At 66.9% G+C, this 16,111-nt stretch carries 13 protein-coding genes; 7 read left to right on the top strand and 6 right to left on the bottom strand.

Annotated features, from left to right (window positions below; all coding sequences use genetic code 11):
* Positions 1 to 41: 41 nt before the first annotated feature.
* Entirely contained in the window at positions 42 to 494 is a 453-nt protein-coding gene (locus OX460_RS01690; RefSeq protein ID WP_099667421.1) for a glycine zipper domain-containing protein, read from the top strand.
* A 149-nt stretch (positions 495 to 643) separates the two neighbouring features.
* Positions 644 to 1,594, top strand: coding sequence for a protein phosphatase 2C domain-containing protein (locus tag OX460_RS01685; RefSeq protein ID WP_289897404.1), 951 nt, complete (start codon positions 644 to 646; stop codon positions 1,592 to 1,594).
* Here OX460_RS01685 and OX460_RS01680 read toward each other — a convergent pair.
* Positions 1,575 to 1,994, bottom strand: a complete 420-nt coding sequence (locus tag OX460_RS01680; protein WP_099667419.1) for a DUF2177 family protein — start codon at positions 1,992 to 1,994, stop codon at positions 1,575 to 1,577. The genes OX460_RS01685 and OX460_RS01680 overlap by 20 nt on opposite strands.
* 346 nt (positions 1,995 to 2,340) lie before the next feature.
* Here OX460_RS01680 and OX460_RS01675 point away from each other — a divergent pair, with 346 nt between their 5' ends.
* The 5 genes from OX460_RS01675 (at position 2,341) to OX460_RS01655 (ending at position 9,213) form a co-directional block, all read left to right on the top strand.
* Complete coding sequence (locus tag OX460_RS01675) at positions 2,341 to 3,939, top strand: FHA domain-containing protein (RefSeq protein ID WP_289897403.1); 1,599 nt, start codon at positions 2,341 to 2,343, stop codon at positions 3,937 to 3,939.
* A gap of 486 nt (positions 3,940 to 4,425) precedes the next feature.
* Positions 4,426 to 5,028 (top strand): metal-dependent hydrolase, encoded by a 603-nt coding sequence (locus OX460_RS01670; RefSeq protein WP_289897402.1) that lies wholly within the window; start codon positions 4,426 to 4,428, stop codon positions 5,026 to 5,028.
* A gap of 105 nt (positions 5,029 to 5,133) precedes the next feature.
* Complete coding sequence (locus tag OX460_RS01665; RefSeq protein ID WP_289897401.1) at positions 5,134 to 5,652, top strand: sigma-70 family RNA polymerase sigma factor; 519 nt, start codon at positions 5,134 to 5,136, stop codon at positions 5,650 to 5,652.
* A complete protein-coding gene (locus OX460_RS01660) occupies positions 5,628 to 6,620 on the top strand; it encodes a FecR domain-containing protein (RefSeq protein WP_099667416.1) in 993 nt (330 codons plus the stop codon). Before OX460_RS01665 ends, OX460_RS01660 begins: the two co-directional genes overlap by 25 nt.
* Positions 6,621 to 6,735: 115 nt before the next feature.
* Positions 6,736 to 9,213, top strand: coding sequence for a TonB-dependent receptor (locus OX460_RS01655; RefSeq protein WP_289897400.1), 2,478 nt, complete (start codon positions 6,736 to 6,738; stop codon positions 9,211 to 9,213).
* A 7-nt stretch (positions 9,214 to 9,220) separates the two neighbouring features.
* On the opposite strand, the gene OX460_RS01650 is transcribed toward OX460_RS01655, so the two are convergent.
* From OX460_RS01650 to OX460_RS01630, 5 genes are all read right to left on the bottom strand, one after another.
* Positions 9,221 to 10,123, bottom strand: a complete 903-nt coding sequence (locus OX460_RS01650; RefSeq protein WP_289897399.1) for a pirin family protein — start codon at positions 10,121 to 10,123, stop codon at positions 9,221 to 9,223.
* Positions 10,120 to 10,518 carry an OsmC family protein gene (locus OX460_RS01645; protein ID WP_034783198.1) on the bottom strand — a complete coding sequence of 133 codons (399 nt, stop codon included), beginning with the start codon at positions 10,516 to 10,518 and terminating at the stop codon, positions 10,120 to 10,122. Before OX460_RS01645 ends, OX460_RS01650 begins: the two co-directional genes overlap by 4 nt.
* Positions 10,519 to 10,596: 78 nt before the next feature.
* Positions 10,597 to 11,316: an SIMPL domain-containing protein gene (locus tag OX460_RS01640; protein ID WP_289897398.1), complete on the bottom strand. Its 720-nt coding sequence runs from the start codon at positions 11,314 to 11,316 to the stop codon at positions 10,597 to 10,599.
* Positions 11,317 to 11,381: 65 nt separating this feature from the next.
* Positions 11,382 to 13,715: an SUMF1/EgtB/PvdO family nonheme iron enzyme gene (locus OX460_RS01635; RefSeq protein WP_289897397.1), complete on the bottom strand. Its 2,334-nt coding sequence runs from the start codon at positions 13,713 to 13,715 to the stop codon at positions 11,382 to 11,384.
* Positions 13,716 to 13,734: 19 nt separating this feature from the next.
* On the bottom strand, positions 13,735 to 16,056 hold the full coding sequence (locus OX460_RS01630) for a hypothetical protein (RefSeq protein ID WP_289897396.1): 2,322 nt from the start codon (positions 16,054 to 16,056) through the stop codon (positions 13,735 to 13,737).
* Positions 16,057 to 16,111 lie beyond the last annotated feature (55 nt).

The following is a 16,111-nucleotide window of genomic DNA, read 5'->3' as shown; positions in this document are numbered from 1 at the left end:
ATGCAGATCATTGTGATCTCGCCGGAATGGAAGGAAATGCCATGTTGAACAAGAAACTCCTGGGTGCGGTAATGGTAGCGGCAGTGGCTGTGTCTTCGGCCGCAGTCGCCGGTGACCGCGACTTCAATACCGTTGCAGGCGCCGTTGTCGGAGCGGCCATTGGCAACAGCACCGGCGGCCGCAATGGCGCGATCGTCGGTGGCGTGCTGGGCGCGGCCGTCGGCAACAGCATCAGTACGAATGACCGTTATTACGACCGTGGCGGCTATCGCGGCGGTTACCGCGAAACCTATTATGCGCCGGCGCCGCAGCCCGTGTACTACGCCCCTGCCCCGCAGCCCGTGTATTACGCACCGCCACCGCGCTACTACGGCCCGCCGGCTGTCGTCTACGTGCAACCGGGCCGCGGCTACTACCGCGACCATGGCCGCCGCGACTACTATGACCGCGGAGACTACCATGACCATGGCCGTGGCTGGGGCCATCGCCGTTAAGCAGCGCCATGTACTTGCTCCATGAAAAACCTGCGCCAGCCTGCTGCCGCAGGTTTTTTTGCGTGAAAGGCAAGGTATCGCCCCTGCACAATATCGGCTAAGCTGTGTCCTATGATCAACATTGCTGGCCGCCTGGACCGCACCGACCGATGCATTTAATCAAAGACGGACTTGACTTCGGCCCCTGGCTCGACGCCGCCGCCGGCACCAGCGTGGGCGCCGGCCCCCTGCCGCGCCGCGAAAACCAGGACAACTTCCTGCTGATCGATGCCAGCGGCCACGCCGTCTGCCTGTCGCGGCAGGCGCCGTTCCACTGCCAGGTGCCGGGCTGGCCGCGCGGCCACGTGCGCGCAGCCGTGCTCGACGGCATGGGCGGCCACGGCCACGGACGCGAAGCGGCGGAAGCGGCCGTGCAAGGCTTGCTGGCCATGCCCGCCTGCCTTGACACGGCCAGCCTGGCGGCCAGGCTCGACGCGCTGCACACGTGGCTGCAGGACAGTTTCGCCGAGGCCGCGCCAGCCCAGGCGCGTCCGCCCGGCACCACCCTGACCCTGCTGGAAGTGCCGCCCGGCGAAGCGCCGCTGCTGTATCACGTGGGCGATTCGCGCCTGTACGAAATTGCCGACGGGGCTGCCAGCATCCTCACCGTGGACCACGTGCCGGCCACCGTGTACGCCATGCGCGGCGCGCTCGACGAGGCGCGCTGGCGGGCCGCCGTGCACGGCGAACACCACCCGCAAATCTCGCAGGCATTCATTTTAGGCAATGCCATCGGCGACAGCTTGCAGCTCGACAAGCCCTTGCGCGGCCTCGATGCGGCCATCTTGCCGCCCTTCCTCGCGCACCTGGGCGACCGCCGCGTGCTGCGCGTGCGCCCCGGCGCCCACTATCTGCTGGCCAGCGACGGCTTCTGGGCCTGCGAGGACCCGCTGGCCCTCACGGCCCGCTGGCCCGCCTTGTGCGCCGGCAAGACTGCGGCACAAGCCGTCAGCGCCCTGTTCGACGACTTTCTCTCGCATCCACCCAAAGGCTTGCATAGCGACAACATTACCGTGCTGGCGCTGCGCTTCGATGCGGAATTCACCGCCCCAGCCGGCTAGCTGCCAGGTAGCCGGCCGTCGCCGACACGGACGACAGCACGGCGCCCCAGGCCATGTCGATCGCCGTCAAGGCCAGCGGCCAGTCGCGCAAGGTCGCATAGTTGCTCAAATCATAGGTGCCGTAGGCCAGCAGGCCCAGCAGCGCGCCCAGCACTGCCGCCGTGCGCCCGCGGCGCGCACGCAAGCCCGGCAAAATGGCGAAAACCAGCAATCCCGCCACGTACAGCAGATAAAACAGCGTCGCCGGCGCCCAGCGGGGAGACTCCGCCAGCAGCGGCCCCAGCGCCGCGGCGTACACCGGCTTCATCAGCACCGCCAGCCACAGGGCATCGATGGCCAGGAATACGCACAAGGTGGCGCCATAGGCTATGGCAAGCTGGAGCGGGCGTTGGGCAGGCATGGTCGTCTTTCGAAGTCAGGCGGCATCGGGGGAACGGCTGTGCCAGCATAATACAAAACGCCTTCCAGCTCTTGCCGCAGGCATCACCATGCGCGACCGGCGTCCACGTGCATGGCTGGAAAACCTGTTTCATACAATATCAAAATAACATATCCAGAAAGATATAAAATGTGTTTCTGGGCAATAGTTTCCATGACATGTATTGCAAGGTGTGACCAGGGACATGAATTTGGACAAAAAGAGCGCATTCCGCTGCCGTGAAAGTTGCCAAGCAAGCGCAAAAGCGCGTAAGCTCTCATGTATAACAGAGGGCAAAATGTCCCCGCTCGATTCGAGTCAGAATGTCATGAAAAAATGCAGCAACCCGGAGCACCCGCACTGTACGTTCTGGGTCTTGCCTGGGGAAACAGTCTGCGCGGGCAACCACCCGCAAGCGACGACCGCCCCCAGCAGCTACGACCTGTTGACCGCACTGCGCAGCGCCCGTTCCGAGCCATCGGCAACGGCGCTTCCGCACGCCCCTGCTGCTGACGCTGTTACCGCACCGCTGACGGGCACAACCGCGCCAGCGCTGCCCACCCGCATTCCTGCGACTATGCCGGCCTCCACGCCAGCGGCCTCGCCTGCCGTCGTTACCGCCGCCGCCCACGCCGCCTACCAGCCCGTGCAAGCCCACCTGCACATCAGCGGCTTCGATCCCCGCGCGGCAGGCGGACGGCAAACCCTGAAAATGGAATTGCGCGGCATGAGCGCCGCCTGCGCGCCGCAGCTGACCTTGCGCCTGCGCTCGGACCTGATCCCGCGCGGTGCCGTCCAGCATGATTTCGTGCGCGCCACGCGCGGCGACTGGCGTCCCGTGTTTGTCGAGTTTTCCTCACGCAACAAGGAACACGGGCAATACCAGATCGAAGTCGAAGTGCACAGCCACGTCGATGGCGCCGTGGCGCAGAAATGGGTGTGCACCTTCGTCATCCTCGTGCCGCGCCGCGACGCCACCCTGACGGAAATCCACCAGATCTTCCTCAGCACCCACAAAAACGTGCGCGTGATGGCCGACGACGCCTCGATCGCCCGCGTGACGGGCGGCGACGGCTGCAACCTCGACGTGACGGCGCGCAATGCCGGCATCGCCCACGTGGATCTGTCTGCGCCGCAGGGCAAGATCGACATGGGTTTTACCACCATCGCCTGGGACGAGGAATTGATCGAAGTCGACCTGCCCGCCGCCAGCCACTGCCATCCGCACCCGAGCCAGGCCGCCTGCCTCGTCAATGCGGCGCCGGAAGCGGGCGAACAGCGCCAGATCCGCCTGTTCGCGCTGGAAGAATGCATGCTGGGGCGTTTTGAGCTGGTGGACCCGGAAGCCGATGTGCTGCTCAGCCATTTCAGCCCCGACGGCCAGGACAACAATGGCTTGACGCGCCGCCTGTCGGGCCGCCACGCCATCATCCGGCGCGGCCAGCAAGGCTTTGAAATCGAGGACGTGTCGCGCTACGGCGTGCTGCTCGATGGCGTGTGGCCCGGCAAGCACAAACCCGTCGCCCTGCGTCTGGGCATGCGCATCGAATTGTCTGCCAGCATCAAGGGCATCGTCGTGCTCAGCGTCACGGCCCTGCTCGCGCACGGCGTGATCCTGCACCGCATCGACCACGGCGCCCGTGCCGAGTGTTTTTACCTGCTGCTGCCGGAAGCCCAGCCTGCGCCGGCCAGCCACCTTGCCACGCCGCAAGCCAGCTGCCTGCCCGTGCTATTCCACCGCAATGGCGGTTTCTGGCACCTGGACACGGCCAGCGGCAAGGAAACCGCGCTGGCGCCCGCCACCGCGCTCGACAAGCTCAGCGGCTTCGCGCGGCACAACCGCTTCGCCAGCGAACCGTATCCGGAATGCTGGATCATCCGCACCGAAGGCGCGGCCCTGTGCGATAGCACCATGCAAACTGCCTGATACAACGCCTCCCGCCACCTGACCGCTAGCGTCTGAAAAATGGTCAGAGCAAGGCGCGCTGCCGAAGACAGTACGAATGTACGGCAAGGCAGTGCAACGCAGCTATGGCCTTTTTTCGGACGCTAGCGTGGCACCAGCACGAGAAAAATCATCGACAGGCCGAGTATGAACACCGCTTCCAGCGTGAACACGATGGCGGGAATCTGTAATTCGCGTGGGATTTTCATGGCGAAACCTCTTCAAAACGCAGGACTGCCTTCAGCATAGCGCGCCCTGCGCCGATTACATTATCAGCCGCACAACACACTTGACCGGCCGGCATGAGTTGCCGAGTTCGCTGGCCAGGCTATTCCGACACACAATTTAACAATTCAATCGCCGATATTCTGCAAATATCACCCCTTCCTGCCCTTTGATACTGTATATTCATCCAGTTAATATTTCCCTGCACTTCACACAGCGCCCGCACGGCGTTTTACATTTCCTATGGCTTCCAACAAAGCGCATCACGCGACCGGTTGGGCTGCCGGCGTGATCGCCGCGGCCATGGTCGCGCACGCTGGCGCCGGCGGCCCCTATCAAGTGCTGAGCATGCTCGCCTTTGTCATGGGCGCGCTGGGCGGCACGGCGCCGGACTGGCTGGAAGTGGCCTGGTGGGCGCGCACGCACCGGCTGTGGATCACGCACCGCACGTGGACGCACTGGGGACTGGCCTGGATCGCCCTGCTCGTCTATACCTGGATGCAATTGCCGCACCACCTCTGGGCGCCGCCCCTGTTCGGCTTTGCGGCCGGCGGCATCATGCATTTGCTGGCCGACTGGCCCAATCCGCTGGGCGTGCCATGGATCTTCCGCCGCCACTCGTTGCGCTGGTGGAAGAGCGGCCGCCACGACATCATCGTCATCATCGCCGCCTGGCTGGCCGCCACCGTCGTGGCCGACCATGTGTTTTTTGACGGCATCCACCTGCGCCGCACCCTGCTGGCGTTGGACGGCTTGCTGCACTGGTCCGCCACCGCGCTGCAGCAAGCCTGGGCGGATCTGCAACAATGGCAGCTGCGCTGGCGCCTGGGCGGCGACGCCAATTGACGCAGGCGGCGCGGCAATGTGATAATGAGTATCATTCTCAAACAGCCCAGCCAGCCGGCACCCCGCGTTCCGTCAGCCCAGCCCTTCCCTTGCCTGGAGAACGCAGTGAGCACCGTCAGTCCCGTCCACGCCAACCACCTGAGCACCCTGTACAGCGAGCACCACGGCTGGCTGTATGGCTGGCTGCGCGGCAAGCTGGGCAACCGCGCCGAAGCGGCCGACCTGGCGCAGGACACCTTTTTGCGCCTGCTGGGCAAGCGCGAGGTGGCACCGCTGGCGCCCCTGCGCGAGCCGCGCGGCTACCTGGCGACGATCGCGCGCGGCTTGCTGATCGACCGCTACCGGCGCCAGGCGCTGGAACAGGCTTACCTGGAAGCGCTGGCGCAGCAAGCCGAGCCAGCATCGATGTGCGCCGAAACGCACGCCATCATCATCGAAACCCTGCTCGCCGTCGACCGCCTGCTCGACGGCCTGGGAGCGCGCACGCGGACCATCTTCCTGCTGGCGCAAATCGAAGAACTCAGCTACGTGGACATCAGCCGGCGCCTCGGCATCTCGCTGCCGACCGTGAAAAAACACCTGGTGCGCGCCTACACGGAATGCCTGATGCTGGCGGCCGCCTGATGTTCGGCCCCGCGACCTCACCTTCCGCCCCCATCGCCCGCAAGGTGCTGGCCGCCGCCGCCCACTGGCATGTGGAGCTCCAGTGCGGCAGCGCCGACCCGGCCGCCCTGCAGGCATGGCGCGACGCCAGCGCCGAGCATGAACGGGCCTGGGACCTGCTGCGGCGCATGGACGGCCAGCTGGGCGCGATACCGGCAGCGCTGGCGATGCCGGCGCTGCAGGCGGCGCAGCAGCGCCGGCGCGCGGCCGCCAAGATACTCGCCCTGCTGGTGGCGGCCGGCGGCGGCATCGCGCTGGGCCAGGCGGGCTGGCAATCCGGCCCATGGCAAGCCCTGACGGCGTCCTTGCGCACGGCGCCGGGCCAGCGCCGCCACGTCACGCTGGCCGATGGCGGGCGCCTGGAGATGAATACTGCCAGCGCCCTGGATGTCGCTTACAGCGCCACGCACCGCCGCATCCGCCTGCACCGTGGCGAAATCATGATCACGACGGCGCCCGATCCGCGCCCCTTCCTCGTCGATACGCCGCACGGCGTGATCCGCGCGCTGGGCACGCGCTTCGGCATACGCTGCGACGACGATGACAGCACCGTCAGCGTCTTCGAACACGCCGTGGAAGTGCGCTGCGCGGCGCGTCCGGAGGCCGTGCACCGCCTGGAAACGGGGCAGCAGCTGCGCTTCGGCGCCACCGGCGCGGATGAGGTATTGAGCACGCCCGCGCACCAGGACAGCTGGCTGCGCGGCATGCTGGTGGCCGCCGACTGGCCCCTGCAACAGCTGGTGGCGGAGCTGGCGCGCTACCGGCGCGGGCGTCTCGCCTGCGATGCCGCCGTGGCGCGGCGCCCCGTCACGGGCACCTACCGCCTCGACGATATCGACGCCGTGCTGGAAAGCCTGTGCGCCTCGCACGGGCTGCAAGTGACGTACTTCACGCGCTACTGGGCCACGGTATCGGCCCGGCCGGCATAATTATTTTCAGTTTTTTTGCGTTTGGGGTTGGTGTTTCGATGCGCTGCTTCGGCTTGACAAGTAAGAAGCCGATTCACAGGCCATTTTCTTATCCCTCTGAGCAGAAAGACCGAGCATGCAGCTGACCACCCCTGTCCTCCATCCCGCCGCGCGCGCCATCCGCCTGGCCGTCCTCGCCATGGCTTGCGCCGCCCCCGCCGCCTTCATCGCCGCGCCCGCCCTGGCGCAAGGCCAGGCCGCCGCCACGGCGCCGCAAACCTACGCCGTGCCAGCCGGCCCGCTGGCCACTGCCCTGAACGACTTCGCCGTCGCCGCCGGCGTCAGCCTGTCGACCGATCCCGCGCAGACGCGGGGACTGCGCTCGCCCGGCGTGCGCGGCAGCTTCAACGTCACGCAGGGGTTTGCCCAGGTGCTGGCCGGCAGCGGCATGGAAGCCGTGCAGCTGCCGAACGGCGCCTATGTGCTGCGCCAGGCGGCCGTGCCTTCCGCCGCGGCGAGCGGCGCGGAAAAGACCATGGCGCCCGTGACGGTCAGCGCCAGCATGGAGCGCGATCCCGTCAGTGAACACAGCAACTCGTACGCGGCGCGCGCCGTCACCGTCGGCAAGGGCGTGCAAACCCTGCGCGAGATTCCGCAATCCGTCAGCGTCGTCACACGGCAAAAGATGGACGACCAGAACCTCAACACCATCGACGCCGTGCTGGCCAATACCACCGGCATCACCATGTACGACAGCCCCATGGGCGGGCGCTATGTGTATTCGCGCGGCTTCATGGTCGAAACGTACCAGTTCGACGGCGTCAACCGCGCCATGTTTTACCCCCAGGCGAACAGCTTTACCAGCAATACGGCCATGCTGGACCGGGTGGAAATCGTGCGCGGCGCCACGGGACTGCTGCAGGGCACGGGTTCCCCGGGAGCCGCCATCAACATGGTGCGCAAGCGCCCGCTGGCGGAAAAGCAGGTGCAGCTGGCGCTCGGCGCGGGACGCTGGAATGACGTGCGCGGCGAAGTCGATGTCACCGGCCCCTTGAACGAGTCGGGCAGCATCCGCGGCCGCGCCGTGGCCGCGCATGACCAGCGCGATTATTTTTATGACGTGGCCGACAGCCGCACGGACGTGCTGTACGGCGTGCTGGAATTCGACCTGGCGCCGGGCAGCAAGCTGACGACGGGCGCCAGCTACGAAAAACTGCACTCGACGCCGTTTTTCTCCGGCATGCCCCGCTACCGCGATGGCAGCGACCCGAAACTGCCCCGCTCGACCTTCCTGGGCGCCGACTGGAACCGCTGGAATAGCAAGCAAACGGCCGTCTTCGCCGAATTCGAGCACCGCTTCGACGCCGACTGGTCGCTCAAGGCCAGCGCCAACTACACGCGCGAGCGGCATGACGTGAAATACATGTTCAGCCTGGGTGCGCTCCATCCCGCCACCCTGGCCGGCATCATGATGTATACCGGCGTGTTCGACTACGGCACCACCAACAAGGGTGTCGACCTGTCGCTCGATGGCAAATTCAACGCCTTCGGCCGCCGCCACGGCTTCAGCGCCGGCATCAGCACGAACCGGCTGGAAAGCGACAGCGATTACAGCCTGGCCATGATGAAACTGCCCAATAGCGCGCTGCAACCCAATCACGGCGTGGCGGAACCGAGCGATGCCTGGATACGCAAGGAAAAGTATGGCGGCGCCCACAGCCTGACGAGCATGACGCAGACGGGCGCCTACGGCGTGGCCCGCTTCAGCGTCAGCGACCCGCTCACCGTGGTGGCCGGCGCGCGCGTGTCGAACTACAAATCGAACAGCGTGTACCGCGACACGGGCGAGGTGTATATCGACCCGTATCGCGAAAACGGCGTCGTCACGCCGTATGGCGGCGTGATCTACGCGTTCGACAAGCGCTGGTCAGGCTATGCCAGCATCTCCGACATCTTCCAGCCGCAAAACCAGCGCACGGCCGACGGCGCCCTGCTCGACCCGCTGAAAGGCCGCAACCTGGAAGTGGGCGTGAAAGGTGAACTGTTCGACGGCAAGGTGAATACCTCGCTGGCGCTGTTCCGCATCGAGCAGCGCAACCGCGCGGAACTCGACCTGGTCAACACCTGCTCGTCCGGCACGGAGTGCTATTTCTCGGCGGGCAAGGTACGCAGCGAAGGCGTCGATGCGGAAATCAGCGGCGAAGTAGCGCCAGGCTGGCAGCTGTTCGCCGGCTATACCCTGAACAACTTCAAGTACCTGGAGCAGACGTCGAATGCGGGCGTGATGTTTGCCAGCACCTACTCGCCGCGCCACATGCTGCGCGCGTGGAGCGATTATCGTCTGTCCGGCGCCCTGCAGAAGTGGAGCGTGGGCGGCGGCGTGAACTTCCAGACGGAGAGCTCGCGCGTCACGCAGAACATCACGGTGGCGCAAGGCGCGTATGCCTTGTGGGGCGCGCGCGCCGCTTACCAGATCGACCGTAACTGGACGGCGTCGCTGTCCGTGACGAATCTGCTCGACAAGCGCTACTACCAGACGGTGGGCGCGCCTGCGTGGGGCAATTTCTATGGCGAGCCGCGCAAGGCGCAACTGACCTTGCGCGCGCGTTTCTAAGGGGGACTCAGGTCGCCGGGCGCAATGGCGCCTTCGGCAACGGGATGAATTCCGTTTCGCCCGGCACCTGTCCCATGCGCTGGGCGCTCCAGTCGTCGGCCGCCTGCGACAGGCGCTCCTTGCTCGACGAGACGAAATTCCAGAACAGGAAGCGGTGGCCGTCCAGCGGCTCGCCGCCGATGACGACGAACTGCACCGGGCCGCTGCCCGCCGTCACCACCGGTACGGCGCCCGCTTGCACGGCGCCCGCTTCCAGCAAGGCCATGGTGTGCGGCGCCAGCGCCACGCCATCGACCAGCACTTCCCCGCTGATCGGGTAAATCGCCGCTTCCGCCGGCAAGCCTTCCAGCCGCAGCTCCTTGCCTGCCTCCAGCGCCACGTCCAGGTACAGCGTCTGCATGTAGGTGCGCACGGGCGAGGTCCGGCCAAACGCCGTGCCGATCAAGACCTTCACCACGGCGCCATCGAGCGGCACGACGGGAATGTCGGCCTGCGGCGTGTGCGTGAAACTCGGTTCGTCTTCCTCGTGCGCCTTCGGCAGCGCAGCCCACAGCTGCAAGCCGTGCGTGCGGTGCGGCTGGCCCGCCAGGTCGTGCGGCGTGCGTTCCGAATGCACGATGCCGCGCCCGGCCGTCATCCAGTTGATGGCGCCCGGTTCGATGCGCTGGTACGAACCGATGCTGTCGCGGTGGTCGATCGCGCCCTCGAACAGATAGGTGACGGTGGCCAGGCCGATGTGCGGGTGGGGACGCACGTCGTGGTTGGCGTCGGGCGCCACGTCGATGGGGCCGAAATGGTCAAAGAAAATGAAGGGGCCGACGGCCTGTTTTGCCGCGGCAGGCAGCAGGCGCCGCACGACGAAGCCGCCGCCCAGGTCCTTCTCGTGGCTTTTCAGGATGGCCGCGCTCATGCCAGCACCGTCGTCACTTCGGTGGTCACCGCCGTCATCAATTTATGCAGCGGGCATTTGCCGGCCGCGGCCAGCAATTCCTCGCGCTGCGCATCCGTCAGCTCGCCCGTCAGGTGCAGGGTGGCGGCCAGGCGGTACACGCCCTTGCGCTCTTCGCTGGCATCGCGCTCCGTGCTCACTTCCACGTGTTCCAGCGGGATGCCCTTGTGTTTGGCGTACCAGACGACGGTGAGCGCCTTGCAGGCCGACAGGGCTGCGTCGTACAGGTCGTGCGGCGACGGGCCGGCATCGCCGCCCCCTTCCGCCACCGAGGCGTCGGCGGAAATGATGTGGTCGCGCACGTGCACGATGTGGCGCATGGGTTGCGACTGGTCGCGGATGGCTTTGATGGTCATGGCGTTCCTTGGTGCGTTTGGAAAGCCACAATTTACACCGTTTGCCCGCTTTGCGCAGCCTGCTCCCCTGCTACCTGGTCATTTGATACGGAACAGGGCGTCGACCGTCTGCGCCATTTTGAGGCTGGTGACCATCAGCATGTCGTCGGGATTTTGCCGCTGGCGGCTGTTCGCGCGGTTGTAGCGGTCGGACGGCACCAGGCCCACGGCATTGCCCAGGTTTTTCAGCTGGTCCGACGAGATGCCGGCCACGGCGCCCGCGCGCTTGCCGAAGCCGCGCGCCATGGCATCGGCCTTGCGCTGCGCATCCTTGACGGCTTCGCCCATCAACTCCTCTTCCAGGCGGATGCGCTGCGTGGCGCCGAAGGTGACGGCAAACGCATCGAGGTTGGGCATGGCCAGCAGCGGACGCATGACGCCGGGCCATTTCGACAAGTCGGCCACGTTGACATGCACGCTCGCCTTGATCATGTATTGCGGATTGGCCGGGTCCTGCTCCGCGCCCTTGCGGATTTCCTTGCGCACGTCGCGCACCTCGATGCCGGCGGCCGCCTCGGGCAAGCCCTGCTCCACCAGCAGCGCCCTGATTTCCGCGATGCGCGTCTGGACCAGCGCGGTGGCCACGTCCGGCGCCGGGTCGAAGACGCTGACGTCGAAGTCGATCTCGCCCAGGTCCGGCATGACGAAGCTGTACGCCGTGCCCGTCGCATGGATGAAGGGATAAGAGGGCAAATCGCCGGCCAGGGCGGCGATGGGCAGGCAGGCGAACACGATGGACAGCAGGCGGCGTTTGAACACGGACACTCCGGCACGGTTAAGGTGCATGAAGTATCCGTCAAGATGGGCAATATGACAATCCCCGCCTACCCGGCCTGGTCGAGCGTGCGCGCCACGCGGAAGCCCACGATGTCGTTCGACAGCACGGTGGAAAAGCCGTTGCGCAGGGCCGAGCGCAAATAGCGCGGGTGGTACAACCAGGAGCCGCCGCGCAGGATGCGCCGGCTGCTGTCGCTGCCCTCTTCCCACGCGCTGCCGTCGACGGGCGCACCCTCGTAATTGTCGTGCACCACGTCCTGCACCCATTCCCATACATTGCCATGCATGTCGAACAGGCCCCAGGAATTCGGCGCGAAGGTGCCCAGCGGCGTGGTGCCGCCCCGGTACACGCCGCGCGGGCCGCCGTTGTACACGTACAAGCCGTCGTAATTGGCTTGCTCGGTGCTGATGGTGTCGCCCACGTTGAACGCCGTGCGCGTGCCGGCGCGGCACGCGTATTCCCATTCCGCTTCGCTGGGCAGGCGGTACTGCCGGCCCGTGCGCTCGCACAGCCACGCCAGGTACAGCTGCGCGTCATTCCAGCTCACGCCGACCACCGGGTGCTGGTCGTTCTGCACGAAGCCGGGATTATCCCAGTCCGTTTCCGACCCGCCCGCCCATCCCGTCGCCTTGACGAAGGCGCGCCATTCGCCCACGCTGACGGGGTGCCGGGCCAGCGCGAACGGACGCTCGATGCCGACCCAGTGCTGCGGCGTTTCGCGGTCCAGCCATGACTGCTGCGAACCGGCCTGGATGGCCGCCTTGTGCTCCGTCTCGTGCGCGCCCATCTGGAAGCGGCCGCTGGGAATGAGCACCAGTTCCGGCCCCTGTCCCGAGCCATCGAGCCAATCATCGCGCAAGATGCCTTCGGCATTGGCCACCGGTTCCGCGTGTTCCGGTTCCAGTTCCGGCGCCGGCGCCGGCGCGGATGCCGGCGCAGGGACAGCCGCGGTCGCGGCGCGGCTGGCCTCTTCGCGGCGCGCGCGTTCCTGCTCGGCCCGATACGCCGCCTCCGCCTTGGCGACGATGGCCTTGCGCTGCAATTCCTGGTGTTCCTGCAAGGCCGTGGCGGCATCGGCTTCGCGGCGCGCGCGCAGCTGGCCGCGCAGCGCTTCCTTGCGCAGCTTGCGCGCCTCTTCCGCTTCGAAATGGCGCTGCGCCTCCTGCTCGCGGCGCAGCTTATCCTGCCGCTGCTTTTCCAGCGCGGCCGCCTGGATTTCCGCCTTGCGGCGCTGATCCAGCTCTTCCTGGCGCGCACGCGCCTCCTTGAGCGCCGCTTCGCGGGCCTGTTCCGCCGCCAGCGCCGCCTGCTGCTGTTGCTCTGCCAGGCGTGCCTGCTGCTGGCGCGCCTGTTCCGCCAGTTCTTCGGGCGACGGCCCGGCTGCCCGCTCCAGCCCTTCGAGCAAGGCTTGCACGGATAGCGGCCGCAATTCCGCCGTCAGCGAAAAACCGTTCTGCAGCACTTGCCACTGCTGCGCGTTGAGCGCCTGCGGCGCGGACGGCAGGTGGCTGGCGCTGCGCGTATCGTCGAACGGCATGCGCCCTTCCAGCATCTGATAGATCATCACGGCCACGGCATACACGTCCAGGCGCGGGCTGGGCTGGCGCTGGTTGGCGCCGGCCTCGGGCGCCCGGTAGCCGTGCGTGCCCGCATTCGGCATCTCCAGCGCCAGACTGCTGTCCGCATTGCGCACGCGCGACGCGATGCCGTAGTCGAGCAATTTGACGTCGCCCTTCGCCGTCAGGAAGACATTGCCCGGCTTGATATCGCGGTGCACCAGCTTGTGCTTCTCCCACGCATACGCCAGGGCTTCGGCCACCGGGTGCAGCAGCTGCTGCACGGCGGCCAGCGGCAGCGCGCCCTGGCGGCCCAGATAGTGTTCGAGGTCTTCGCCATCGAGGCATTCCATGATGATGAAATAGCTGGCCGTGGCCGGGTCCTGCGCCCACTCGTAGACGCGCACGATGTTTTCATGCGCGAGTTTTCTCGCCTGGGTCGCTTCCTCGATCAGCAGTTTCGCGTGCGTGGCGCTTTGCGTCAGCTGCGGCGGCAAGATCTTCAGCGCCACCATTTCGCTGCTGCCCAGCTCCGCGTGCGTAGCCAGGTCGGTGGCTTGCCACACTTGTCCCATGCCGCCCGTGCCGATCAGCCGTTCGAGCCGGTAGCGGCGGTTTTGCGGGCCGATTTCCTGGCCCGTCATGAAGCCCAGCTCAGTGCCCTGCCGCACGGGCAGCGGCGCGGCCACGGGTGCGGCGCCGGGCGGCGCGTACTCGGCGTCGAGGATGGCGTTCTTGCGGCGTTCAAATTCCTGCTCGCTGAGCAGCCCATCGTCGTGGAGGGCGCGCAGTTCCCGCAGTTTGTCTCGTGCTTTTTGCATCATCTGGGGTAAAACGCTTCCATCAAGGCTGCAAGGCGACGCCGCAGGCGGCGCAGAATTTATCTTCAGGATGGCCCGCGCGCTGCGCATGGCCGTTCTTGCAGCGCAGCGGCGCGCCGGCAGCAGACGCCGCGCCTGGCTGCAGCGCCTGCGCCACGGCCACGCCCAGCTGCGCCTGCGCCGACAGGCCATGCGCATGCGCCGCGTTCTGCAGGTTGATCAAGTCCAGCTGCTGGCGCCGTTCGCGTTCCGCCTGGCCTTCCAGGTAGCTGCGCTCCTGCGCCGCGCTGTCCTGCGCCATGCGCAGCGCCTCGGCGGGAGAAACGCTGTTCTCGGCCGCCGCCAGCGCCGCCAGCGCGTGGATCTGTTCGGCGCTCATGCCCGCCTGCAGCTGCACCTTCAGCACCTGCGCCAGCGCGGCCGCGTTCTGTCCCGCGGCCATGGCCACCTTGCCCGTGTCGCTCAGGGAGCCGATTTTCTCGATGCGGTCGATGTCGATGCGCGCCAGTTCGGCCGCATGCGCCTGCTGCGCCAGCAGGGCCTCGTACTCGCCCTTCCAGCGCGCATAATCGCTTTCGCGCTGCTGCGCCATGGCCAGCAAGTCGCGCTGCCATTGCGCTTCCTGTTCCAGCTGGCGCAGTTGCTGGCGCTGTTCCTCGATGGCCAGCGCATCGAGCTGGGCCAGCTGCGCTTGCTGCTGCAGCTGGCGCGCGTGCACGCCGTCGGCCTCGATGGTGCGCAGCAGCTTTTCCTGCTGCGCGATGGCGTCTTCGCGCGCGCCGCCGCGCCGCAACGCCGCCACTTTTTCGGCGATTTCCGCCGCCTGCACCTGGGCCGCTTCATCCTTGTGCGCCTCGGCGCGCAACAATTCGCGCTGGCGCGCCAGCTGCATCTGCTCTTCCCACTCCTGCACCCGCTCCGCCTCGCGCTTGCGCGCCGCATTCGCCAGCATCAGGCCCTGCCAGGCGGCCTGGTGCTGCTCCGCCTCCAGCTGCGCCTCGCGCTGGGCCGCATCCGCTTCCGCCTGGCGCAGGCGCGCCAACTGGGTGCGGCGGCCCGTCTCGTCATCGATCAGCAGCGCGCTTTCCACTTGCTGCGCAATCGACTGCAAGTGCACCTGATGCGTAAAGCGCTGCTGCGCCAGCTGGATCTGTTCGCGCCCATGCAGCTGCGACAGTTCCAGCTCGCTGCGCATCTTGATGGCGGCCAGCGCCCGCACGTGTTCCCAGCTGGCCGTTTCGTCGGCGCGCTGCGCGCCCTTCTGCGCCAGTTCCTGTTCCAGCTCGCCCAGCGCCAGCGCGGCGCCATGGTCGAGCGCCTGGCGCCGCGATTTCGCTTCCAGGATGCGGCCATACAGGTCGATCTGGCGCCCGCGCAGCGCTTGCAGGCGCTCCGCTTCCTGGTGGTTCAGCTCCGCCTTTTCCACCGTCGCATCCTGCGTCAGTTCGGCGCGGCGGTGCGCATGGCGCGCCGCCAGTTCCTCGCGGCGGATGCGCTGCCACTCTTCCTCGTCATACAACTGGTCGAGCTGCTTCATGCGTTCCAGGCTGTGCTGCTCGAGTTCCTGCGCCGGCAAGCCGCCCAGCCACAGGGTGCCGATGCTGGCGCCAGCGTCGCCTTCGCGCTTGTCGTGGCGCAGCGCCAGGGTTTCCACGCGCGCCACGGCCAGGCCGCTGGGCGCCAGGCGCTGCGTCAGGGCCGATTGCAGGCGCTCGTTCAGTTCCGGGCGCAGGTCCGCATTCGCGTCCATCTCGCCCAGCGCGCGGCTGCCGATGAATTCCAGCGCGATCTGGCGCACGGATGGCAGCAGCAAGGCGTGCAGGTGGGCGCGCGTGACGGCGCCCGGCGCGCGCATGAACTGGCGCGCGAACGCGTCGGGCTGGCCCAGGGCGATATCCACGCGCAGAGACGCGGCGACGTTCAGCAACTCCGTGCTGGCCAGGCCGGGCAAGTCGAATTCCAGGCTGACGGCGTCGGCGCGCGCGATCAGCACTTCGGCCGGACGCGCCGGCAGCAGCACGGGCAGGCGCGCGAAGAAGGCGGCGCTGTCGTAGTCGCCGGCCGGTATCAAGGTGAAAGCGTCCGATTGCACGATCCAGGCGCGCGACTCGGCCGGTACCTGCAGGCGGCGCGCGGCGCTGCCGAACAGCGAGGACAGTTCGCGCACGCCGAAGAACAGGGCAAGTTGCCCATCAGCAAGATGCCATTGATTGGCATGCAGCACCGCGTCGCTGTCGGGTGCCCCCAGCGACAAGCCGCATTGCGCGCAATAGCCGGCGGCAGCGCCGTTCTTGTGCTCGCAGCGCGGGCAGCGGGCGCCGCCAAAACCAAACAATTGGAACATGTGTGACTCCTGATGATATTTTTATCCACGCGACGGGGCCGCCATGCCGATTCTA

It is taken from the genome of Janthinobacterium sp. SUN033 (genome assembly GCF_030397595.1).
Classification (GTDB): Bacteria; Pseudomonadota; Gammaproteobacteria; order Burkholderiales; family Burkholderiaceae_D; genus Janthinobacterium; species Janthinobacterium kumbetense.
This window is presented reverse-complemented; position numbering and strand designations above follow the sequence as displayed.

Coding starts and splice junctions, on each gene's coding strand:
- OX460_RS01690 (WP_099667421.1), top strand. CDS start 42: ATGTTGAACAAGAAACTCCTGGGTGCGGTAATGGTAGCGGCAGTGGCT.
- OX460_RS01685 (WP_289897404.1), top strand. CDS start 644: ATGCATTTAATCAAAGACGGACTTGACTTCGGCCCCTGGCTCGACGCC.
- OX460_RS01680 (WP_099667419.1), bottom strand. CDS start 1,994: ATGCCTGCCCAACGCCCGCTCCAGCTTGCCATAGCCTATGGCGCCACC.
- OX460_RS01675 (WP_289897403.1), top strand. CDS start 2,341: ATGAAAAAATGCAGCAACCCGGAGCACCCGCACTGTACGTTCTGGGTC.
- OX460_RS01670 (WP_289897402.1), top strand. CDS start 4,426: ATGGCTTCCAACAAAGCGCATCACGCGACCGGTTGGGCTGCCGGCGTG.
- OX460_RS01660 (WP_099667416.1), top strand. CDS start 5,628: ATGCCTGATGCTGGCGGCCGCCTGATGTTCGGCCCCGCGACCTCACCT.
- OX460_RS01655 (WP_289897400.1), top strand. CDS start 6,736: ATGCAGCTGACCACCCCTGTCCTCCATCCCGCCGCGCGCGCCATCCGC.
- OX460_RS01650 (WP_289897399.1), bottom strand. CDS start 10,123: ATGAGCGCGGCCATCCTGAAAAGCCACGAGAAGGACCTGGGCGGCGGC.
- OX460_RS01645 (WP_034783198.1), bottom strand. CDS start 10,518: ATGACCATCAAAGCCATCCGCGACCAGTCGCAACCCATGCGCCACATC.
- OX460_RS01635 (WP_289897397.1), bottom strand. CDS start 13,715: ATGATGCAAAAAGCACGAGACAAACTGCGGGAACTGCGCGCCCTCCAC.
- OX460_RS01630 (WP_289897396.1), bottom strand. CDS start 16,056: ATGTTCCAATTGTTTGGTTTTGGCGGCGCCCGCTGCCCGCGCTGCGAG.